Source organism: Acidovorax sp. ST3 (assembly GCF_003231145.1).
Lineage (GTDB): Bacteria > Pseudomonadota > Gammaproteobacteria > Burkholderiales > Burkholderiaceae_C > Acidovorax.
Window position 1 is genome coordinate 213,160 of record NZ_QKVP01000004.1, and the last position, 20,697, is coordinate 233,856.

At 68.5% G+C, this 20,697-nt stretch carries 20 protein-coding genes; 10 read left to right on the plus strand and 10 right to left on the minus strand.

Annotated features, from left to right (window positions below; genetic code table 11):
- The first annotated feature begins 2 nt into the window (after window positions 1–2).
- On the plus strand, window positions 3–578 hold the full coding sequence (locus tag DNK89_RS13655) for a flavodoxin family protein (protein WP_110960545.1): 576 nt from the start codon (window positions 3–5) through the stop codon (window positions 576–578).
- Between the two features lie 2 nt (window positions 579–580).
- Here DNK89_RS13655 and DNK89_RS13660 read toward each other — a convergent pair whose 3' ends face one another.
- Both DNK89_RS13660 and DNK89_RS13665 read right to left on the minus strand, forming a co-directional pair.
- A complete protein-coding gene (locus DNK89_RS13660) occupies window positions 581–1,339 on the minus strand; it encodes a YdcF family protein (RefSeq protein WP_110960546.1) in 759 nt (252 codons plus the stop codon).
- 61 nt (window positions 1,340–1,400) lie between these two features.
- The gene (locus DNK89_RS13665) at window positions 1,401–2,192 is read right to left on the minus strand and encodes an alpha/beta fold hydrolase (RefSeq protein ID WP_110960547.1); all 792 of its coding nucleotides are present in this window, start codon (window positions 2,190–2,192) and stop codon (window positions 1,401–1,403) included.
- A 104-nt stretch (window positions 2,193–2,296) separates the two neighbouring features.
- On the opposite strand from DNK89_RS13665, the gene DNK89_RS13670 reads away from it, so the two are divergent.
- Window positions 2,297–2,818: a flavin reductase family protein gene (locus DNK89_RS13670; RefSeq protein WP_015011990.1), complete on the plus strand. Its 522-nt coding sequence runs from the start codon at window positions 2,297–2,299 to the stop codon at window positions 2,816–2,818.
- Window positions 2,815–3,405: an MOSC domain-containing protein gene (locus DNK89_RS13675; RefSeq protein WP_110960548.1), complete on the plus strand. Its 591-nt coding sequence runs from the start codon at window positions 2,815–2,817 to the stop codon at window positions 3,403–3,405. Before DNK89_RS13670 ends, DNK89_RS13675 begins: the two co-directional genes overlap by 4 nt.
- 40 nt (window positions 3,406–3,445) lie before the next feature.
- On the opposite strand, the gene yccS is transcribed toward DNK89_RS13675, so the two are convergent.
- The 4 genes from yccS to minC form a co-directional block, all read right to left on the minus strand.
- Window positions 3,446–5,644: a YccS family putative transporter gene (yccS, locus tag DNK89_RS13680; protein ID WP_110960549.1), complete on the minus strand. Its 2,199-nt coding sequence runs from the start codon at window positions 5,642–5,644 to the stop codon at window positions 3,446–3,448.
- Window positions 5,645–5,813: 169 nt separating this feature from the next.
- Window positions 5,814–6,080: a cell division topological specificity factor MinE gene (minE, locus tag DNK89_RS13685; protein ID WP_015011987.1), complete on the minus strand. Its 267-nt coding sequence runs from the start codon at window positions 6,078–6,080 to the stop codon at window positions 5,814–5,816.
- A 2-nt stretch (window positions 6,081–6,082) separates the two neighbouring features.
- Window positions 6,083–6,898: a septum site-determining protein MinD gene (gene minD / locus DNK89_RS13690; protein ID WP_015011986.1), complete on the minus strand. Its 816-nt coding sequence runs from the start codon at window positions 6,896–6,898 to the stop codon at window positions 6,083–6,085.
- A gap of 43 nt (window positions 6,899–6,941) precedes the next feature.
- The gene (gene minC / locus DNK89_RS13695; protein WP_110960550.1) at window positions 6,942–7,718 is read right to left on the minus strand and encodes a septum site-determining protein MinC; all 777 of its coding nucleotides are present in this window, start codon (window positions 7,716–7,718) and stop codon (window positions 6,942–6,944) included.
- Window positions 7,719–7,888: 170 nt separating this feature from the next.
- Between minC and DNK89_RS13700 the strand changes: the two genes are divergently transcribed.
- A complete protein-coding gene (locus DNK89_RS13700) occupies window positions 7,889–8,809 on the plus strand; it encodes a DMT family transporter (protein WP_110960551.1) in 921 nt (306 codons plus the stop codon).
- 24 nt (window positions 8,810–8,833) lie between these two features.
- Here the strand turns inward: DNK89_RS13700 and DNK89_RS13705 are convergent, their stop codons facing one another.
- Window positions 8,834–9,997, minus strand: a complete 1,164-nt coding sequence (locus DNK89_RS13705; protein ID WP_110960552.1) for a diguanylate cyclase — start codon at window positions 9,995–9,997, stop codon at window positions 8,834–8,836.
- A gap of 182 nt (window positions 9,998–10,179) precedes the next feature.
- Here DNK89_RS13705 and DNK89_RS13710 point away from each other — a divergent pair, with 182 nt between their 5' ends.
- Window positions 10,180–11,061: a LysR substrate-binding domain-containing protein gene (locus DNK89_RS13710; RefSeq protein ID WP_110960553.1), complete on the plus strand. Its 882-nt coding sequence runs from the start codon at window positions 10,180–10,182 to the stop codon at window positions 11,059–11,061.
- Window positions 11,062–11,179: 118 nt separating this feature from the next.
- Here DNK89_RS13710 and DNK89_RS13715 read toward each other — a convergent pair whose 3' ends face one another.
- Both DNK89_RS13715 and pssA read right to left on the minus strand, forming a co-directional pair.
- Window positions 11,180–12,022, minus strand: a complete 843-nt coding sequence (locus tag DNK89_RS13715) for a PhzF family phenazine biosynthesis protein (RefSeq protein ID WP_110960554.1) — start codon at window positions 12,020–12,022, stop codon at window positions 11,180–11,182.
- A gap of 42 nt (window positions 12,023–12,064) precedes the next feature.
- Window positions 12,065–12,691, minus strand: a complete 627-nt coding sequence (gene pssA, locus DNK89_RS13720; protein ID WP_043565028.1) for a CDP-diacylglycerol--serine O-phosphatidyltransferase — start codon at window positions 12,689–12,691, stop codon at window positions 12,065–12,067.
- 232 nt (window positions 12,692–12,923) lie between these two features.
- Between pssA and DNK89_RS13725 the strand changes: the two genes are divergently transcribed.
- Both DNK89_RS13725 and DNK89_RS13730 read left to right on the plus strand, forming a co-directional pair.
- Window positions 12,924–14,873 carry an acyl-CoA synthetase gene (locus tag DNK89_RS13725; RefSeq protein WP_110960555.1) on the plus strand — a complete coding sequence of 650 codons (1,950 nt, stop codon included), beginning with the start codon at window positions 12,924–12,926 and terminating at the stop codon, window positions 14,871–14,873.
- A 90-nt stretch (window positions 14,874–14,963) separates the two neighbouring features.
- Complete coding sequence (locus DNK89_RS13730; protein ID WP_110960556.1) at window positions 14,964–15,965, plus strand: tripartite tricarboxylate transporter substrate binding protein; 1,002 nt, start codon at window positions 14,964–14,966, stop codon at window positions 15,963–15,965.
- A gap of 88 nt (window positions 15,966–16,053) precedes the next feature.
- Here the strand turns inward: DNK89_RS13730 and DNK89_RS13735 are convergent, their stop codons facing one another.
- The gene (locus DNK89_RS13735; RefSeq protein ID WP_110960557.1) at window positions 16,054–18,126 is read right to left on the minus strand and encodes an acetoacetate--CoA ligase; all 2,073 of its coding nucleotides are present in this window, start codon (window positions 18,124–18,126) and stop codon (window positions 16,054–16,056) included.
- Between the two features lie 106 nt (window positions 18,127–18,232).
- Here DNK89_RS13735 and DNK89_RS13740 point away from each other — a divergent pair, with 106 nt between their 5' ends.
- The 3 genes from DNK89_RS13740 (at window position 18,233) to DNK89_RS13750 (ending at window position 20,587) form a co-directional block, all read left to right on the plus strand.
- Window positions 18,233–18,844 carry a TetR/AcrR family transcriptional regulator gene (locus DNK89_RS13740; protein WP_056057057.1) on the plus strand — a complete coding sequence of 204 codons (612 nt, stop codon included), beginning with the start codon at window positions 18,233–18,235 and terminating at the stop codon, window positions 18,842–18,844.
- Window positions 18,845–19,091: 247 nt separating this feature from the next.
- A complete protein-coding gene (locus tag DNK89_RS13745) occupies window positions 19,092–19,988 on the plus strand; it encodes an alpha/beta fold hydrolase (RefSeq protein WP_110960558.1) in 897 nt (298 codons plus the stop codon).
- Window positions 19,989–20,155: 167 nt separating this feature from the next.
- Window positions 20,156–20,587 (plus strand): hypothetical protein, encoded by a 432-nt coding sequence (locus DNK89_RS13750; protein ID WP_110960559.1) that lies wholly within the window; start codon window positions 20,156–20,158, stop codon window positions 20,585–20,587.
- The last annotated feature ends 110 nt before the right edge of the window (window positions 20,588–20,697 follow it).

A 20,697-nucleotide genomic window follows, 5' to 3' on the forward strand; every position in this document is an offset into this window, starting at 1 on the left:
CGATGCCGGCCATGTCTGCACCCCATTACCTCTTCCTCACCACCTCGACCCGCGAACCCGGCCACCTCGGCAACACCGAATGGCTGGCGCGGCAGGCCGCGGCGGCCTTGCCCTCAGGCACGGAGCAAACCTGGCACCACCTGGCGCGCATGCAGTTGCCGCCCTTTGTGGACCAGCGCCACACCACCGGCACCTACGCACCGCCTGAGGGCGACATGAAAACCTTGCTGGACGCCACGCTGGCCGCCAGCCACATCGTTTGGGTGGCCCCGGTGTATTGGTACAGCATCCCCTCGCCGCTCAAGACCTACCTTGACCACTGGAGCGCCTGGATGCGCGTGCCGGGCCTGGACTTCAAGGGCGCCATGGGCCGCAAGACGCTGTCGCTCATCACTACCAGCGGCGACCGCACCAAGGCCCAGCCCATGATCGATTCGGTGGCGCTGTGCGCGCAGTTCCTGTCCATGACCTGGGGCGGTGCGCTGTGGGGCAAAGGCGGCCCCCCGGGCGCCGTGCAGGCCGATGCGCAGGCGGTGGAGGCGGCCAGCCGCTTCCTGGTCACGCCCGCTGCGGGCTGATCTCAGCGGTCCAGCGAAGCGCGCTGGGCCAGTATGCCCAGCCACTCATGCAGCGCCAGGCTGCTGTCGGACAGGGCCGAGGCGCGCGGCAGCACGCGATACAGCTTGCGCGCCTGCCCTCCTTTGAAGCCCATGGGCGCCGGCAGCACCTGCAGCCCGGCCTGCTCAAAGTCCCGGGCGGCGCGCACCATGTGCCAGCCGCGGGTGACGACCGCAATGCGCTCGATGCCCGCGGCCTTGAGCAGGACGGCCGACCTGGTGGCGTTGTTGCGGGTGTCGAGGGACTCCACTTCGGTCCAGCGCACCCGGCCCTTGAACTCCCGCTCCACCACATCCTTCATCACCAGGGCCTCGGCCCGTGTGCCGCCTGTGGAGCCCCCCGTGGCCAGAATGGGCAAACCCGTCTGCTGCTGCAGGTAGGCGGCATAGCGCACCCGTTCGCGCGCACCCCGGCTAAGCACATCCACCCCGTATTCAGGCGCCACGGTGTCGGCACCGCCGCCCAGCACCACGATGGCCTGCACCTTCGCCTCGGGCAGCTGGCGGGGCGTGACGGCGGGGTAGCGCTCCAGGCTGCGCACCAGCGCGTCCGACACCGGCGGCCAGGACAGCACCAGCACCGACAACAGCGACAACACCACCAGCGTGTTGCCCGTGCGGCGGTGGTAGCGCGCCAGCCACAGGCCCAACAGCGCCAGCACGATGCTGGACACCGGCGGCAGCAGCAGCGCAGACAGAATTTTCTTGAGGGCAAACAGCATGGAGAAAAAAGGCAGCGTTCATGCCCCGGCGCGGCAGCCGGGCAAAGCGGGGTCCAAAGGGTCAGTGCAGCGTGCGCCGCTGGGCCAGAAAATCGAGCAGCGCTGCGTCAAACCCTTCGGGGTCTTCCAGCTGGGGCCAATGCCCCACATGCGGCAGCAGCACCGTTTGGGCATCGGGCAACACCTGGGCCAGCGCCTGCAGGGCTGCCGGGGGAGTGCACCGGTCCTGTTCGCCGCCCACCAGCAGCACCGGCATGGTCAGGTGCGCCAGCGCGGCAGCGCCCCGGTCAAACGTGGGCAGGGCCTCCAGGGCGCGGCGGTAGGCGCCCGGGAACACCTGGCCCAGCGCGTGGCCCGCCAGCCGCACGCCTTCGGGCAGGGCGCCGGTGCCGATGCACCGCGGCACCAGGGTCTGGGCCAGTTGCTCCATGCTGCCGCCGGTATCCAGGGCCTTGAGGGCCTGCTCGCGCGGTGCCACCCAGTCCTGCACGGCCTGGGCATCGAGCGCCGGGCCGCCCGCACACAGCACCATGCGGCGCACCTGGGACGCGTCCCGCACGGCGGCCTCCAGCGCCACCATGGCGCCCATGCCGTGGCCGACCAGCGTGACGGGGCCGCAGCGCAGCGCATCGATCAGCGCCAGGCAGCTTTGTGCCAGCGCCTTGAAGGTGTAGGGCTCCACGGGCGCGCTGCGGCCATAGCCGGGCATGTCCCAGGCCACGGCCCGGTAGCCGGCGGTGGCCAGGGTCTCCACCTGGGGCGCAAAGGTGAGGTGGTCGCCGTCCGCGTCGTGCAGCATGAGCACAGTGGGGCCGGAGCCGAGGGTGGTGAAGGTGGGAAGCAATGCGGCCATGCGGTGAAAAGCAGATGTAAACCCCGCAACAGCGCGGCGGAGGGTGGCGCCTGATAATAGGTCCTGTCGCTTGCCCCCACGCCGCCACCGCTGGCGCCGCTTTTGTGAACCCTTCGCTCCCCCGCCCCGCCCTCGCCCTGCCGCCGAGCTTTTCGACCCGCGAATTCCGCAATGCGCTGGGTATGTTCGCCACGGGCGTGACCATCGTGACCGCCCGCAATGCGGCGGGTGAACTGGTGGGGCTCACGGCCAGCTCGTTCAATTCGGTGTCGCTGGAGCCCCCGCTGGTGCTGTGGAGCCTGTCGCACGGCGCCAGCACCATGCCCGCGTTTGCCAACGGCTCGCACTACGCCATCCATGTGCTGGCAGCGGACCAGAAGGACCTGGCCGAGCGGTTCGCCACCCGCGGCATTGACCGCTGGGCCGGCCTGGAGCACCGTCCCGGTATCAGCGGCGCGCCCCTGCTGGCCGGTGCCGCCGCCACGTTCGAATGCTTCAACCGCAGCCAGTACAAGGAGGGTGACCACACCATCTTCGTGGGCGAGGTGGAGCGCTGCGAGCACCGCGAGGGCGCATCGCCCCTGCTGTACCACGGCGGCAAGTTCTACACCGAGCACCCGCTGTGACGGCGCCCGTCATCGTCGTGCGCCACGTGAACGTTGGCACCGCCCGGCGTCTGAAGGTGGGCGAGCGGTCGGTGCTCACCGCCATCGGCAAAACCTCTGTCACGGGCCCCGTGGCCGTGGGCCCGCTGGGGCTGGCGGGGGACGAGCAGGCCGACCTGAGCGTGCACGGCGGCCTGGCCAAGGCGGTGTATGCCTACCCCGCCGCGCACTATGCGTTCTGGCAGGCCCAGCGCCGCGAGCGGGGCGTGAGCCTGTTCGACGAAGCGCTGCCACCGGGCTTCATGGGCGAGAACCTCACCATTGACGGCCCGCTGGAGCACGAGGTGTTTGTGGGCGACGAGTGGCATTTCCCGGACTGCGTGCTGCGCGTGGCGGCGCCGCGCGAGCCCTGCTTCAAGTTCAACGCCGTGATGGGCTTTGCCCAGGCCGGCCGCGCCATGGCGGTGGCGGGCTGCTGCGGCTACTACCTGGCGGTGGACCGGCCCGGCACCATCGCCGCCGGGCAGACTGCGACGCTGGTCGCGGGGCAACGCGGGCTGAGCATTGCCCAGGCATTTGCGGGCAAGTTCGCCAAGCACGCACGTTGATCTGGCTGCGGCACGACTCCCGCACCGCACTCCGCCCAACCTATTCCGTGGTCACCAGCTGGCGCGCCTGCGCCTGCAGCTGCGGAAACACCTTGCCCACCAGCTGCAGCTGCGCTGCCATGAGGCTGTGCGCGCTGGGCGCTGCCGGCACCGTGCCCCACTCGCGCAGCACCTGGGCCACCGCCGGGGCGCTGTGGGTCTTGCGCACCCTGCCGGACTGCTGCGCGCGCTCCAGCTCCAGCGCCAACTGCTGCAGGGATGCCAGCAGGCTTTGCGCCAGTTCGCGCGTGGCCTCGTCCATGGGCTGAGCGGCTGCGCCACCGCGCTGCGCGCCCAGCGCCGACAGGTAGTTGAGCTGGGTGTGCGACAGGCACAGGAAATGCCCCACCACCTCGGCCTTGCCACGCACATGCAAGGGCTCCTTGAGCATGGCGCTGTACGAGTTGGACAGCGCGGCATCTGCGTTGTGGGCATTGCGCCGGGCCAGGCGGTAAGCCAGGTGGTCGCACTTGCCGCCCTGGTACTGCGCCAGGATCTCCCGCAGGTACAGCGCCTGGGTCTGCAGCACCTGGGCGGCCAGCTGGGGCCAGTGGCGCGACTGCCACGACGGCAGCACCAGCCACGAGGCCACGGCCGCGATCACGCAGCCCACCACGGTATCGAGCAGGCGCGCAGAGATCACGCCGCTGGCCGCGCCCATCTGGTGAAAGCTGAGCAGCAGCAAGGTGGTGACCGCCGCCGTGGCCAGGGTGTAGCGCGTGTGCCGCGCCCCAAAAAACACCGCGCCCCCCAGCACCAGCAAGGCGGCCTGCACCAGCTCGCCCGGAAACAGCTGGATCACCGCCCACCCGAGCGCCAGCCCCATCGCCGTGCCCTTGGCGCGCTCCATCAGCCGCGTTTGCGTGGCCGCGTACTGCGGCTGGCTCACGAACACAATGGTCAGCAAGATCCAGTACCCGTGCGGGTCTGCTGTGGCCTGCATGAGGGCAAAGCCCACCATGAGGGACAAGCTCAGCCGCAAGCTGTGGCGCAGCCAGGGGGACTGCAGCTGCCAGTGCGAGCGCAGGCGCACCCAGGCATCGCGCAGGCTGCGCGGCTCGCGGTCAAACAGGGCGTGGTCCACTGCCGCTTCCGCGGTGTGGACGGGCAGCGCCAGCGCACCGGCAAACACCCCGGCCAGTGCGGTCAGGTTGTCGGCCAGCGCCTGCAATGATCGCAATGCCCGGGACTGGGCAGGCAGGGGCGCAGCACCAACGGACTGAGGCTGTGACGCCAGGTGCGCCACGGCAGCCTGCATGTCCTCGATGGCACGGGCCGTCACGCCCCAGTGCTGGGGCACCGTCTGCGCCTCGATCGCCACCGACAGCTTGAGCGCCTGCTCGCCCAGCAGCGTGAGCACGCGCTGGCAGCGGTACAACACGTCGCTGTGAAAAAACGACTGGGCGAGCAGGTCGTAATGCTCGTGGGACGAACTCACGCGCTCGTGCACGTCCTGCGCCGCCAGGTACTGGTGCATGGCGGTCTGCAGCCACAGCGGGGGCGTGCCCCAGCCCATGCGGCTGATCAGGCTTTCCTTGGTGGCGTTGAGGGCGTCCACCACGCGGCCGTTGTGCAGCGCCAGCGCCATGCGGCGGCGCTCCAGGTCTACGTCCCGCACCGGCTCCAGCAACAGCGCCTTCAGGCGCAGATATTCGCCCAACATGGCGTACAGCTTGGCCAGGCGGTAGCGCACCGGTGCACGCGGCAGCACGGCATGCCACAGCACCGACACCACGCCGTACCAGGCCGCACCGGCCAGCATGCGGGGGATGGCGTCACCCGCGCCCGCACGGCTGCTGTGGGCGGCCAGCCCCGCATAGATGAACAGGATGAGCGACCCAAAGGCAATGGCGCGGTAGCGCTCGCTCAGCGCCCCCAGCATGGTGATGCCAAAGGCCAGCAGCGCCATCACCCCCATCAGCACCCAGGGCCAGGACACCGCCGCCCAGACGGCCCCGGCCATGAGGCCAAAACACGCCAGCGCCAGGCACTGCGCCCGCAGGCGCCCGCGCCAGCTGTCGTCGGTTTCGGTGAGTGCGCTGGCGATCACGCCCAGCAGCACGGGCATCAGCTCAGCCTGCCAGTCGGCCCACCAGCCATAGGCCAGCACGGCGGCCAGGGCGACCAAGGCACGCGCGCCGCGCGTGACGCCCTCATGGTTGCGTGCACGCTGCCAACTGAGTTTCCAGGTTGTGTCCACAGGAGCCTTGTTGCCGAGAGATTAGGGATTACCCTAGTACATCTAGCAATTGTCAGGCCAAATCAGGTCCCACCAGCCCAAAAAGAAACCCTGCCACGCAGATTGCAGGGCAGGGTCTAGGGCGACGCGAGGGCGCGATGGGAGTGCGCGGCCCGGTGGCCGTGGCGGCCTATCGCACGGTATCGGGCAGCTCGATCTTGACCTCCAGCACTTCCAGGTTGTCCTGGCGCTCCAGGTGCACCTTGAGGTCGTCGGGGTTGATCTTGACGTACTTGGAGATCACCGCCACCAGCTCGCGTTGCAGTGCGGGCAGGTAGTCGGGCTCGGATGCATTGCGGCCGTTGCGCTCGTGCGCCAGGATGATCTGCAGCCGCTCCTTGGCAACGCTGGCGGTTTTTTTCTTCTCGCCGAGCAGGAAGGACAGGAAAGAAGCCATGGCTATTTGCTCCCGAACAGGCGTTTGAAGAAGCCGGGCTTTTCAGCGTCAATGAAACGCAGCGGCTTGTCCTGTCCCAGGAAGCGGTCGATCACATCCTTGTACGCCTCGCTCACATCGCTGCCCTGCGCGTGGATGGCGGGCGTGCCCTGGTTGGAGGACTGCAGCACCACTTCGGATTCGGGAATCACGCCGATCAGCTTGATGCGCAGGATGTCCTGGATGTCTTCCAGGCTCAGCATCTGGCCGTCCTGCACGCGGCTGGGGTTGTAGCGCGTGATGAGCAGGTGTTCCTTGATGGGCTCGCCGCCTTCGATGGCACGCTTGGTCTTGCTGCCCAGCATGCCCAGGATGCGGTCGGAGTCGCGCACCGAAGACACCTCGGGGTTGGTCACCAGCAGCGCCTCATCGGCAAAGTGCATGGCCATCAGCGCGCCGCTTTCGATGCCCGCGGGCGAGTCGCAGACGATGTATTCAAAGTCCATCGCGGCCAGGTCCTTGAGGACCTTTTCCACGCCGTCTTGCGTCAGCGCGTCCTTGTCGCGCGTCTGGCTGGCGGCCAGCACGAACAGGTTGTCGCACTGCTTGTCCTTGATGAGCGCCTGGTTCAGGTTGGCCTCGCCCTGGATCACGTTGATGAGGTCGTACACCACGCGGCGTTCGCAGCCCATGATGAGGTCCAGGTTACGCAGGCCGACGTCAAAGTCGATCACGGCGGTCTTGTGGCCGCGCAGGGCGAGGCCGGTGGCAAAGCTGGCGCTGGTGGTGGTCTTGCCCACGCCACCTTTGCCGGAGGTCACGACGACGATTTTGGCCATGTATTGCTGATTCTCTGTGGGTTGGTACGAATGAAATGGGGGCTCAGGCGAGCGGCTCGATCAGGAGCTTCTCGCCTTCCAGGCGCACCTGGGCCGGCTTGCCGCGCACCTCGGCGGGCAGCTCGGTCTCGGTGGTGCGGTAGATGCCTGCGATGGAGACCAGTTGCGGCTCCAGGCAGGTCGAAAAAATACGGGCTTCGGTGTTGCCGCGTGCACCGGCAATCGCGCGGCCACGTAGCGGGGCATAGACGTGGATGTTGCCGTCGGCAATCACCTCGGCGCCAAAGCTCACCACGGCCATCACCACCAGATCGGCGCCACGCGCATACACCTGCTGGCCGGAGCGCAAGGGCTTGTCCACCACCACGGTGCCGGGGCCGGGCATGGGCACCTGCACCGGGACTTCGCGTACCACTTCCACCTCGACCTCGCGGATCACCTCGCGCACCACTTCCTGCACCGGCGTGGGCGCCTCGGCACGCGCGGGGGGGGCATCGGGCGCTGCGGCCAGGCCTGCAGCACGCGCTGCCTCCATCTGGGCGGGGCTGCCGCCGCGCACGGCCACAGGCAGGGTGTTGTGCTGGCGCAGCGCGGCTGCGATGGCGGCAAAGTCGATGGGCGCTTCGGCCTCACGCACGGGCGCCAGGTCGATCAATACAGGGTCGTTGTCAAAAAAGCCCGGGGCATCGGCCACGCGCTCGGCCAGGTCGGCTACGAACTGGGCGGCGTCGGTGGTCTTGAGCAGCACCGCCACCACCGGCAGCGAGGCGCTCTTGAGGTCAAAGCTGGAGCGGGACTGCGCCGCCGTCGTAAGGGCCATGAGGGGATAGGAAAAGGAGCGCGGGAACCTGTTTCAGAAGGCGCAAAGTGTACCGTGGGCCTGTGTAAGCGTCCGTATGTACCTTTCCGATGTGCGCAGGGGCCTGCAAGGTGGCCAGCGGATGCACCGAGGCGACCGGCAGAGCAGGCGCGCCCTTTGATAATGCACCGATGCCTTCCACCCGCAAAACACACATCGACGCCCTCGCCATCTCCCTGCTGCTCGCCTGCTGCATGTTCTGGGGCTTCCAGCAGGTGCTGGTCAAGGCCACGGTGGCCGAGGTGGCGCCGGTGTTTCAGGCCTTTGTGCGCTTTGCGCTGGCGACGGTAGCCGTGGCGGCCTGGTGCCTGTGGCGTGGTGTCAGCCTTTCCGGCGTGGGCGAGCCCGCCGGGGCCACACGCGCCGGACTGCTGGCGGGGGCGCTGTTTGCCGGCGAGTTTGCGTGCATCTACCTGGGCCTGCAGTACACCACCGCGTCGCGGCTCACGGTGTTTTTGTATGCGTCGCCCTTCTGGGTGGCATTGCTGCTGCCGCGCTTCATCCCCGGTGAGCGCCTGCAGGGCTGGCAGTGGCTGGGCCTGGCCGCGGCCTTTGTGGGCGTGGGGCTGGCGCTGGGCGACGGGCTGCTGGGCCACGCCAGCACGGCGCTGCCACAAGGCTGGCTGGGCGATCTGCTGGGACTGGCTGCAGGCCTGATGTGGGCGCTGACCACGGTGGTCATCCGCACCACGCCCCTGGCGCGTGTGGCCCCTGCCAAGCAGCTTTTCTATCAAGTGGCGGTGAGTACGGCGGTGCTGCCGGTTCTGTCGCTGGGCCTGGGCGAGGCCTGGGTCTGGCAGTTAAGCGGCTTTGCCTGGGGTTCGCTGCTGGTGCAGGCGCTGGTGGGTGCGTTTGTGAGCTACCTCGCCTGGATGTGGATGCTGGCGCACTACCCAGCCACCAAGATCTCGGTGTTCGTGTTTCTCACGCCCGTGTTTGCGCTGCTGTTTGGCGCACTGTGGCTGGGTGAGCCTGTGACGCCCGGGCTGGTGGCGGCGCTGGTGCTGGTGGCCGCGGGCATCGTGCTGGTGAACCGGCGGCCTGCGGGCTGAGGCACTGCGACCTGTGCAGCAGCCCTAACGCCATTCGACGCGGTTTCTGCCCGCGTTCTTGGCGGCGTACAGCGCCTCGTCGCTGAGTCCGATCTGCGCGTCCAGGGCTCGGGGGGAATCGTCTGGAATGCCGGCGTGCACACCGACGCTGAGGGTGATCGGCACCATGGCGTTAGCCAGCCGCACGGGCGGCGACTCGATGGCCTTGCGCACGTGCTCTGCCAGGCGCAGAGCGCCGGCTTGGTCGGTGGCAGGCAAGACCGCCAGAAACTCTTCTCCGCCATAGCGGGCGACCACGTCGGCCTGGCGCAGCCGCTGGCGAATGCGCAGCGCCACTTCGCGCAGCACGGCGTCTCCGGCCAGGTGGCCATAGGTGTCGTTGACGCGCTTGAAGTGGTCAATGTCCAGCATCAGGAAAGCCAGCGGTTCCCCCTGGCGCCGAGCGCGCCCGCCCAGCGCTGGCAGCAGGTCTTGCAGGGCACTGCGGTTGTACAGACCGGTGAGGCTGTCGTGCGTGGCCAGGGCGTGCTGCTGCTCCAGGGCAAATTCCATCTGCATCAGCACAAAGCCCATACTGTTGACTAACAGAACGGCCATCACCGCAAAATAGGTCAGCCCCTGCACCTGGCCCGGCACGTTGTAGACGGCATCCCAATCCGACGCCCACACCATGTAAGCGGTGCGCACGACCAGCGTGAGCACCAAGCCCGCGCAGCCGGCAATCAGGACCCAGCGGCCCGTCAGGCGCCGCTCGACCAGCGCGGGGCCCCAGGCCTGGTACAGCAACATGCCGGCCATCACGCTCTGGATGCCGGCAACCAGGATGTTGCGCCAATGGTCGTCCCGCATGAACCACAGCACCACCACCATGTTGACGGCGAGCGGCAACCACACCAGCGCCGAGCGCACAGGCTGCGCGCGGTGCCGCTGAAACGACGCGATCGCCAGGGTATGCAGCACCAGCGTCAGGCCGCTGAGCAGGTTGGTTGCCAGGATCGACACTTCGGTCCAGCCGAATGCCCGCAGGCCGAACGCCGGGTAGGACAGCGCATTGACCACCAGCCCCAGCCCCCACAACGCCAGCCCCCGATGCAAGCGGGCACGCAGGGCCACAAACACAATCGGCAGCGCCTGGGCGGTCGCAGCGGCCATGGTGGCGGCCAGCAAAGTGGCAAGGTCGAGCGTCATGGGCAAGGTGCAGGGGTGAGGCCGACCGCTGGGAGAGGCAGCGTGGGCCATTCGATCCAGGCAGTCTAATGCGCGCCGGGCTGGGATACCTTGATCCGACGAGGCCATCGCACGCTTTGGGATCCTGCACCGCTGCGGCAGCAACCGCAGAGCGCCCAACCCCGCGTGTGAAAATCCTCCGCATGCCACCCCGCCTGCCCCCGCTGAACGCGGTCCGTGCCTTTGTGGCGGCGGCGCGGCACCAGAGCTTTACCCACGCAGCGCTGGAGCTGCACGTTACCCACAGCGCCATCAGCCGCCAGATCAAGGCGCTGGAGGCCCACCTGGGCGTGGACCTGTTCGAGCGCAAGACGCGGCAGGTGCTGCTCACCGCAGCGGGCCACCAGTTCCACGCGCAGGTCGGCCCTGCGCTCGCGCAGATTGGCGCCGCCGCCGAGGCGCTGCGGGGCGACGCCGGGCTGCGCAGCGTCAAGATCAATGTGCGGCCCAGCTTTGCGGTGCGCTGGTTGATCCCCCGGCTGCCCGGCTTTGTGGCCCAGCACCCGGACATCGAACCCCAGGTCATCACCAGCACGCTGACGCCAGACCATGCCACCGAGGCCTTCGACCTGGCCCTGCGGCGCGGCCCACGCGGTTGGCCGCCGGGCATGCAGGTGCAGCCGTTTCTGGAGGACGAGGCGCTGGTGGTGGGCGCGCCTGCCCTGTTCGCCCAGCGCCCGGTGGCGCAGCCCGAGGCGCTGTCGGCCCATGTGCTGCTGCTGTCCAAATCGCGCAGCAAGGACTGGGAAAGCTGGAAGAAGCTGGTGAACGCGCCAAGGCTCCAGCCCGCCAGCTGCCTGCAGTTTGACCACCTGCACTTTGTGCTGCAGGCCGCCGTGGATGGGCTGGGTTTTGCGGTGGCCCCGGTGTCGCTGATCACCCACGACCTGGCCTCGGGGCGGCTGGTGTCGCCCCTGCCCAACTTGCGGCTGCCGCTCACGCGGCACTACCTGGGCATGGCGCCGGACCCATCGCCGGAGACGCTGCGTTTTGTACAGTGGCTCCAGGACGAGATCAGCGCCTGAGCGGGAGACCGGGCAGGGCGCACAGAGCCCCGCGTGCTCGGCTTGCCCGCTTTCTGCACAAATCGGGCGGTAGCGCTAGTGAATCATATGCCAGTAGCTATATTTTCAATAGCAAAAATCATTCACCATCGCCCATCCACCGTGCAGTGCCCGACACGCGGATGGAGCTGCCGGGCACGGGCCCGATCTCGGCCCGCAGGCGCGAGCGCATGCCCATGTCCTCGCCCTGCACCACATCGATGGCGCCGCCGTGCGGCCAGCCCAGGTCGCGCAGGTAGCCCGCCAGCGCGGCAGTGGCAGCGCCCGTGGCCGGGTCTTCCAGCACACCGCCCGAGGCAAAGGCATTGCGGGTGTGCAGCAGCCGGTCGGACTCCACCCACACCAGCACGATGGTGACGAGCTTGGCGTTCACCATCAGCGTGCGGCCCGCGTCCAGCGGGTAGTGCATGGCCGCCAGTGCGGCGCGGCTGCGCAGGGCCAGCACCAGGTGGTCCGCACCGCCGTGGATGAGCGCGGGCGGAATGCGCGGGTCCAGATCGGCCGCGCTGAGGCCAAACAGGGCCAGCGCATCGGCCAGCAGCCCAGCAGGCACAGGCCCGCTGCGCGTGGGGGGCGACTGCAGCGCCGCCTGCACCAGATCGCCCGCGCGACGGCCTTCGACCGTGATCTCGGCCTGGCTCAGCGACAGCGCAAACACGCCGTCGCCCTCGCGCTGCGCGAGCGCGGCGCCCAGGGCAATCGTGGCGTGACCACAAAAGGGCACCTCGCTCTCGGGTGCAAAGTAGCGCACCCGCCAGCGGCCATCGCCCAGAGGGGCGGCAAACGCGGTTTCAGAAAAACCGACCTCGGCAGCAATGCGCTGCATGTCGGCGGGGCTGGGCAACGCGCCACCGATCCACACGCCGGCAGGGTTGCCGCCCTGGGTGCCGTCGGAGAACGCTGCGATTTTTTGAAGTGCCATGGGGTTCAACGTGCAGAAACAGGGGACGCCCCCGCGAGTGACTCAGAGCTTGGGAATGCGAATCCGGCTGATCATCAGCGACCCCGACAGCGCAAACAGCAGCACCAGCGGGTGCAGTGTGAAGCCGCCGATCAGCAGCTTGCCAAACCACAGGTTCTCGCGCACTGCGCCCAGCCAGGCGGCCAGGGCCAGCAGGCCCACCAGCACGATGGAGGTGGGGATGGGCGTGCCCTCGAAGTATTTGACCTTCCCATCGTCGCCCGACAGCGTTTCGGCCGTGACGTTGTAGCGCGCCAGGCGCGACACGCCGCAGGCCACAAAGTAGGCCAGCACGATGCGGTCGTACAGGCCCTGCATGCCGCAGCCATAGGCAATGATGGCCGGGGCCACGCCGAAGGAGATCACGTCGGCCAGCGAGTCCAGCTCGCGGCCCATGGCCGAACTTTTCTGGCGCCAGCGGGCGATGCGGCCGTCCAGCACATCAAAGATCAGCGCGGCCAGCACCAGGGCACATGCAAAGTACACGTGCACCACATTGCTGGTCTCCAGGTACGACATGACCGAGAACAGCGCGCCCACGCCGCAGACCGCATTGCCCAGCGTGAACCAGTCGGCAAGGTGGAACTCACGGATCATCGAAAAACGTTTGGGCGGCTGCGGAGTGTTCATGGAGGAAGGGCGCGCGGCGGCGCGCGCAGTGGCAATCAACAAGGTCCATTATGGGTGTGCCGCACCGCAGGGGATCGTTAACCCTCTCTGACATCTGCGTGACTGCTTTTGCGCGGACACACAGACAGACTGTGGCCACGCGGCGGGCGCGGCAGGGTAGGACGATGCCGCATCCGCCCTGTGACCGACCCGACCTCCCCCACAAGACCCGAGATAAGACCCGAGACACGCCATGCGCCTCCCTCAGATGCCCCCGCTCCACCTGCCTTTTGCCCCCGGTGCCCCGGTGCGCAGCCTGCAGGACGTGGAACGGATCGAAGCCCGCCCCCTGGCCGAGGCGCTGCCGGTGCAGAGCACCTACGAGATTTTTGTGAACTCGGCGGCAGCGTTTGGCGACAAAACGGCGCTGACCTTTCTGCCCACCGCCGACCCGGCAGCCGAGCCCATCCGCTGGTCGTACGCGCAGCTGCTCACCGGCATCCACCAGACGGCCAACCTTCTGCACCACCTGGGCGTGGGGCCTGCAGACGCCGTGGCGGTGCTGCTGCCCGGTTGCCTCGAATACCACCTGGCGCTGTGGGGCGGCGAAGCGGCGGGCATCGTGCAGCCGCTCAACCCCATGCTCACCGACGAGAAGATCGCGGCCATGATGACCTTGGCCCGCGCCAAGGTGCTTATTGCCTACGGCGGCGAGGGCGACCTGGGCTACTGGAGCAAGGCCCTGCGCCTGCGCGTCCTGGTGCCCACGCTGACCACCGTTCTGCGCGTGGCCCCGCACGATGAGGCGCCGGGAGCCGCGCCCGCCCTGCCCGCTGGCGTGCTGGACCTGGCCGCGCGCCATCAGCACCCGGGCGACCACTTGGTGAGCGGCCGCCGCATCGCAGCCACGGACATCGCCGCGTACTTCCACACCGGCGGCACCACCGGCGCACCCAAGCTGGCCCGCCACAGCCACGGCGCGCAGGTGTTCACCGCCTGGGGCAGCGTGCAGATGCAGGGCATACGACCCGAGGACGTGGGCATCAACGGCTACCCGCTGTTCCACGTGGCGGGCGTGTTGCCGGGCTCGCTGGCGGCGCTGTCGGCGGGGGTGGAAACCATCATCCCCACCACCGGCCTTTTCCGCAACCGCGAGGTGATTGCCAACTACTGGCGGCTGGTGGAGCGCTACCGCTGCACCTACCTCTCGGCCGTGCCCACGGTGCTGGCAGCGCTGGCCAATGTGCCGCTGGACGGGGCCGACATCTCCACGCTGCGCTACTGCCGCACCGGTGCGGCCATCCTGGCGCCCGAGCTGGCGGCGCGGTTTGAGCGCCTGTTCAACCTGCACATCCACGAAAGCCTGGGCATGACGGAGATGGCAGGCATCTCGACTATCACGCCCCCCGGCGTGAACGCGCCCGCAGGCTGCGTGGGCTGGCGGCTGCCCTACACCCAACTGCGCGTGGTGGCGCTGGATGCGCAGGGCAATTCGTCAGACCAGGACCTGCCGCCGGGCCAGCCGGGCATGGTGCTGTTCCAGTCGCCCAACCTGTTCTCGGGCTTCCTGGACGCGGCCGACACGGCCAAGGCCTTCACGCACGAAGGCTGGCTGGCCACGGGCGACCTGGGCTTTGTGGACGACCAGGGCCGCCTGCACCTGAGCGGCCGCTCCAAAGACCTCATCATCCGCAGCGGCCACAACATCGACCCCAAGGTGATCGAGGACGCGCTGGGCGCCCACCCTGCCGTGCAGCTGTGCGCCGCCGTGGGCGCGCCCGATGCCTATGCGGGTGAGCTGCCCGTGGTGTACGCCACGCTGCGGCCCGGCGAACAGGTGACCGAAGCAGAGTTGATGGCCTTCACCGCCGAACGCGTGGACGAGGCCGTGGCCCGCCCGCGCTGGGTACAGGTGCTGGACACCATGCCCGTGACCAACGTGGGCAAGATCTACAAGCCCGAGCTGCGCCAGCGCGCGGCCTGCCACACGGTGCAAGCACTGGTCGATGGCGTGTGCGCAGAAGCCCCAGGCAGCCCCCGCCCCCAGGTGCAGCCCGAGGGCGACAACGCCGTGCGCGTGACCGTGGCCCCAGGCCCTGACGCAGACGCGCTGCAGGCCCGCCTGCACGAAGTGCTCGCGCCCCTGCCCCTCACCGTGCGCATCACCAGCGCCCCCGCCGCAGGGAGCCCCCAGACCGCATAAGCCCATGGCGTGACAGCCAGGCCCCGGCCCGCCACCATGCATCGCGGAGCCCGCTGAGTGATTTTTATAACCATGACAGGAGACAAACCCATGCCCTTCCACGCCCTCACCCGCCGTTCCTGGCTCGGCGCCGCCGCGCTGGCCGCTGCCACCACCTGCACCGGCACCGCCGCCTGGGCGCAGGCTGCCTACCCCAACAAGCCCATCAAGGTGGTGGTGCCCTTCGCCCCCGGCGGCGCCACCGACGTGCTGGCGCGCGTGCTGGCCGAGAAGATGGCCGTGGGTCTTGGCCAGCCCATGGTCATCGACAACAAGCCCGGCGCGGCCGGCATCATCGGCACCGACGCGGTGGCCAAGGCCGCGCCGGACGGCTACACCCTGCTGCTGGCGCTGAGCAACTCCATGCTCACCAACCAGTTCCTGTACACCAAGCTGCCCTACAGCCCCGAGAAAGACATCGCGCCCATCTACCAGATCGCCATCGCGCCCCTGGTGCTGGTGGCCCACCCCAGCGTGCCCGTGGCCACGGGGCCCGAGCTGCTGAAGTACATCGCCGCCAACAAAGGCAAGGTGGCCTATGGCTCGTACGGCACGGGCGCCTACCCGCACCTGGCCGGCGCGTACATGAGCCAGTCGCAGAACGCCGACATGAGCCACGTGGCCTACCGGGGCGAAGCGCCCATGGTGCAGGACCTGCTGGGCGGGCAGATCCAGATTGCTTTTGCGAGCGCACTGCAGGTCAAAGCGCACATCGATGCCGGCAAGCTCAAGGCCATTGGCGTGAGCGGCGAGCGCCGCATGGGCACGCTGCCCAACGTGCCCACGCTGGGCGAACAGGGCCTGAACGATGAGGCCTACCGCGTGGCGGGCTGGCTGGCGTTTGGCGCCCCCGCAGGCACCCCGCCCGCCATCCTGGAGCGCGTTGCGGCCGAGGTGCGCAAAGCCACCGAGCATCCCGATGTGGCCCAGCGCATCACGGCCATGGGTTTTGACGTGCAAAAGAGCTCACCGGCTTTGTTCACCGCGGCCATGAACAAGGAGCGCCCGGTGTGGGAGCGGCTGATCAAGGCATCGGGCGCGAAGCTGGACTGACCCCCTGGGGTGCAGCACGCCTCGGCGCCGCACTCACTCTTGCATCCAAACAAGGCTCTAGCGCTTATTGAATAAGCGCTAGCAGCTATTATTTTTGCAGCGTACTCGCCCGCTGCGCCGCAAACGCCACATACCAGTCCAAGCACCCCGGGTTGGCCATCGCGTCCTTGTTCACCACCTTTTCGATGGGTTGGCCCAGCAGCAGCTTTTTGATGGGCAGCTCCTGCTTCTTGCCGCTCAAGGTGCGTGGCACCTCGGCCACCGCAAAGATGTCGTCGGGCACAAAACGTGGGCTCAGTGCCGTGCGCACGGCGCCGTTGATGCGCGCGCGCAGGGCATCGTCCAGCGCGTAGCCCGGGCGCAGCACGACAAACAGCGGCATGTAGCTCTCTCGGCCCAGGTATTCCAGGTCCACCACCAGGCTGTCTAGCACTTCGGGCAGCGCCTCCACCGCGCTGTAAATCTCGCTCGTGCCCATGCGCAGGCCGTGGCGGTTGATGGTGGCGTCGCTGCGGCCATAGATCACGCAGCCGCCGTTGGCACCGATCTTGAGCCAGTCGCCGTGGCGCCAGACCGCGCCCATGCTGGCGGGGCCGTCGCCACCGCCGGGCTGGCGGCCGTGGCCTGCGGGGTACATGTCGAAGTAGCTCGACAGATAACGCGAACCGTCCTTGTCGCCCCACAAGTAGAGCGGCATGGATGGAATGGGCTGCGCGCAGACCAGCTCGCCCACCGCATCCTGCACAGGGCGGCCTTCGGCATCCCACGACTCCACGGCCGCGCCCAGCATGCGGCATTGCATCTCGCCCGGCACTTGCGGCATCTCGCGGTTGCCGCCGATGAAGGCTCCGCAAAAGTCGGTGCCCCCGGAGATGTTGTTCCACCAGATGTCATGGGTGCCGATGGCTTCAAACTGCGCCGTGCCCCACTGCTGCACCTCGGGCGACAGCGGCGAGCCCGTGGTGCCCAGCGCGCGGATGCGCGTCAGGTCGCCAAAGGCGCTGAGCGTGATGCCCGCCTTCATGCAGTTGGCAAAGAACGCCGCACCCGCGCCAAAGAAGGTCACGCCCGTCTCGGCCGCAAACCGCCACAGCACGCCCCAATCGGGGTTCTCTTTGCTGCCGCCGGGGTTGCCGTCATAGATCACGCAGGTGGTGCCCGACAGCAGGCCGCTGAGCTGCGCGTTCCACATCACCCAGCCGGTGGAGCTGTACCAGTGGTAGCGCTCGCCAAAGCTGTTGGCCTCGTAGCTGCAGCCGATGTCGTTGTGCAGCACCTTGAGCTGCAGCGCCACCAGCACCGTGCCGCCGTGGCCGTGCACGATGGGCTTGGGCAGGCCGGTGGTGCCGCTGGAGTAGACGATCCACAGGGGGTGGTCAAACGGGAGCCACATCGGCTCGAAGGCAGCCGTTTCTGCATCATTTCGGGCGGTAGCGTTCGTCCAGCTTGCCCAGCCAGCTATCGAAACAGAAGCATTTAGATTGCCCAGCAGCACCGCGTGCTGCACGCTGGGCAGGGCCTCGCGCAGCTCGGCCAGCACGGGGCGGCGGTCGTGGTCACGGCCGCCATAGCTCACGCCGTCCACGCCGATCAGCACCTTGGGCTCGATCTGGCGAAAGCGGTCGAGCACCGCATGCGTGCCCATGTCCGGCGCGCAGATGCTCCACACGCCGCCGATGCTCACCGTGGCCAGGAAGGCGATCATGGCCTCGGGCACGTTGGGCAGGTAGGCCGCAACGCGGTCGCCGGGCAACACGCCCTGGGCCTTGAGGTGCAGCGCCAGCGACGCGACCTGGCGGCGCAGCTCGGGCCAGCTCAGCTCGCGGTGCTGGCCCTTTTCGTTGCGGCTGATGATGGCGGGCAGGCCCGCCGCGTGGGCGGCATCCACATGCCGCAGCGCCTGGCGTGCGTAGTTGACCTGCGCACCGGGGAACCACAAAGCGCCGGGCATGGTGTTCTTTGCCAGCACGGCCGTGTGGGGCGTGGGCGACTGCAGCTGGAAGTAGTCCCAGATGCTCTGCCAGAAGGCGTCAAGGTCGGTGGTGGACCAGCGCCACAGCGCGTCGTAGCTGTCGAACTGCAGACCGCGCTGGTCGCGCAGCCAGTTCTGGTACAGGCGGATCTGGGGAATGTAGGGCGGGGTGTTGTGTGTTGTCTCCATGGCGACGCAGCGTACCAGCGGCGCCCGGCAGAGGCCAGCCACACCCGTCGCCCGGTTGACAGCGCGGGGATTGCCCTGTTTCGCACAATCGTGCTAAATTGCACCCATGGACGCCAAAACCCAGAAAGCCGAACTCACCCGCGCCGCCATCGTCGGCGCGGCGCTGGACTTGGCTGCGGCCGAGGGGCTGGAGTCGATCACGCTGCAGGCCGTGGCAGACCGCGTGGGCCTGTCCAAGAGCGGCGTGTTCTCGCGGGCCGGCTCGCGCGAGGCGCTGCAAAAAGCGGTGATCGAGGAGTTTGGCCGCCGCTTTCTGGCCGATGTGTTCGTACCCGCCATGCAGCAGCCCAAGGGCCTGCCGCGCCTGCAGGAGATCCTGCGCCGCTGGATTGCCCGCACGCGCGACGTGGAGGCCTTCACGGGCTGCATCTACACCGCAGGCGCCTTCGAGCTGGACGACCGCGAGGGCGAGCTGCGCGACCTGCTGCACGCTGAAATCACCCGCTGGCGCGCCGCATTGCGCCGCACCGTGATCCAGTCCATCGAGGCCGGGCACCTGGCGGCCGACACATCCCCCGACCAGCTGGTGGGCGAGATCTATGGCCTGATCATGGGCTTGTTGCACGACGTTCGCTTCCTGCGCGATCCGCAGGCAGTGGCACGCACCGAGGCGTCCTGGGCGCGCCTCGTCAAGAGTTACCTCCCCTCCCCCGCTTGATACGCGGTGGTGTGCCAGGGAGTGCTCTTGTTTTTTATGTCCCAATTTCGCACAACCGTGCGAAGAAAGGAACCACCATGTTGATCATCCTGGGCATCGCCGCCATCGCGGCCGCAGTGGGCGCCATCCGGTCGCTGCGCAGCACCCTCACCAGCCTCCCGCGCAGCAACCGGGACTGGATCTTTTACTGACCGTCCGCCCGGTCCACCTCCCCCATCTACCCCCATCTCCCTCCTGGAGCCCCACCATGAACACCTCCCCATCCGCCGCGCTGCAGGCCACGTCCAGCTTCTACGGCGAGCACCCCGGCATGCGCCTGCTGCGTGTGGCGCTGGGCACGGCCGAACGCCTGTGGCCCACCTTGGCCGTGCGCGCGGCCTACCGCTTGTTTGGCACGCCCCTGCCTCTGCGCAAACCGGGCCGCAGCGCCGTGCCACCGGGCCACTGGCGCACGGAGCGCCTGGCGTTTGAAGACGCCGAGATCACGCTGTACCTGCCCCAGGCCCAGCCGCACGGCCCCACGGTGCTGCTGCTGCACGGCTGGGGCGGGCATGCGCGCCAGATGCTGCCGCTGGCCGACGCCCTGGCCGCGCGCGGCCTGCGCCCGGTACTGGTGGACCTGCCCGCACACGGCGGCAGCCGGGGCCGCGTGAGCAACCTGCCGCAGTTCGCCCGTGCCATCGAATACGCCACCGCCCGCCTGCACGCGCAGGACTCGGCGCCCCACGCCGTGGTGGCCCATTCGCTGGCGGCCAACGCAGCGGCCCATGCGGCCAGCCGGGGCCTGGCCACCGGGCGGCTGGTGCTGCTGGCGCCGCCCACCTCGCCGCACGAATACACGCGCCTGTTCGCGCAGGTGTTTGGCCTGTCCGAACGCACCCGCGCCGCCATGCAACGGCGCATCGAGGCGCGCGAGGGCATCCTGATGCGCCAGTTCGAGCCCCCGGCCGTGGGCCCGCGCATTGCACTGCCCACGCTGGTGGTGCACGACCGGGGCGACCGCATCAACCGCTTTGCCGACGGCGAGGCCTACCGCGACCACATTCCGGGTGCCGCGCTGCTGGCCACTGAGGGGCTGGGGCACCGCAAGATCCTGCAGCAGGCGGAGGTGCTGCAGGCCGTGGCCGACTTTGTGGCGGCGTAAGCGTCGGCCGGTGGTGGCAGACGGGTCGCGCGACCCGCCGGAATCAGCCGGTGACAGGCAGCCTCTATCATCCGCACTCGAGCGCCTTCCTGGAGGCGCCCTGCCGATGAATCGCTGGTGTCCGCACCAGCGGCCCCTGCTGCCTGTTGCTACCTGCCGTGTCTCCCATGTCCACTCTCCTGTCCGCCTGGCCCGCCCTGGTCCTGTTGTTGCCCGCGCTGTGGCTGGTGTCGGCCATCGTGTTCCTGGCCAAGGGCAACCGGCGGGCGTTTGCACAGCTGATGGCCCTGCTGGCCTGCTTTCTGATCGGCGCGCTGCTGATGGAGTTCTTCACCTTCATGGGCGCCCTCATGGCCCGCTCGGGCAGCCAGCACGCCACGCCCACGCTGGGCACCGGCACGCGCCAGTTGCTGGAGACCATTGCCAACCCGCGCTCCATCACCGCATCTCCACTGTCGCTGGCGGCTTTTGCGGCGTACAGCATCCCGGCGGGCTACCTGTGGCTGCTGGTCACCTGGGTGCTGCACCTGCGCGGCAAGAAGGCAGGCCCGGCCAAAAAGAAGTCCAGCAAAACCCCGCGCAAGGCAGCCAGAGACTGAGTTTCGATTGTTTTAGCCCCCAGGCGCTAGAACCACATGCCTGAGTAGCTATTGTTTATATAGCACCACCACGCCATGGCTTGACGCAGGGCAAAGCGTGCCCCACCCCG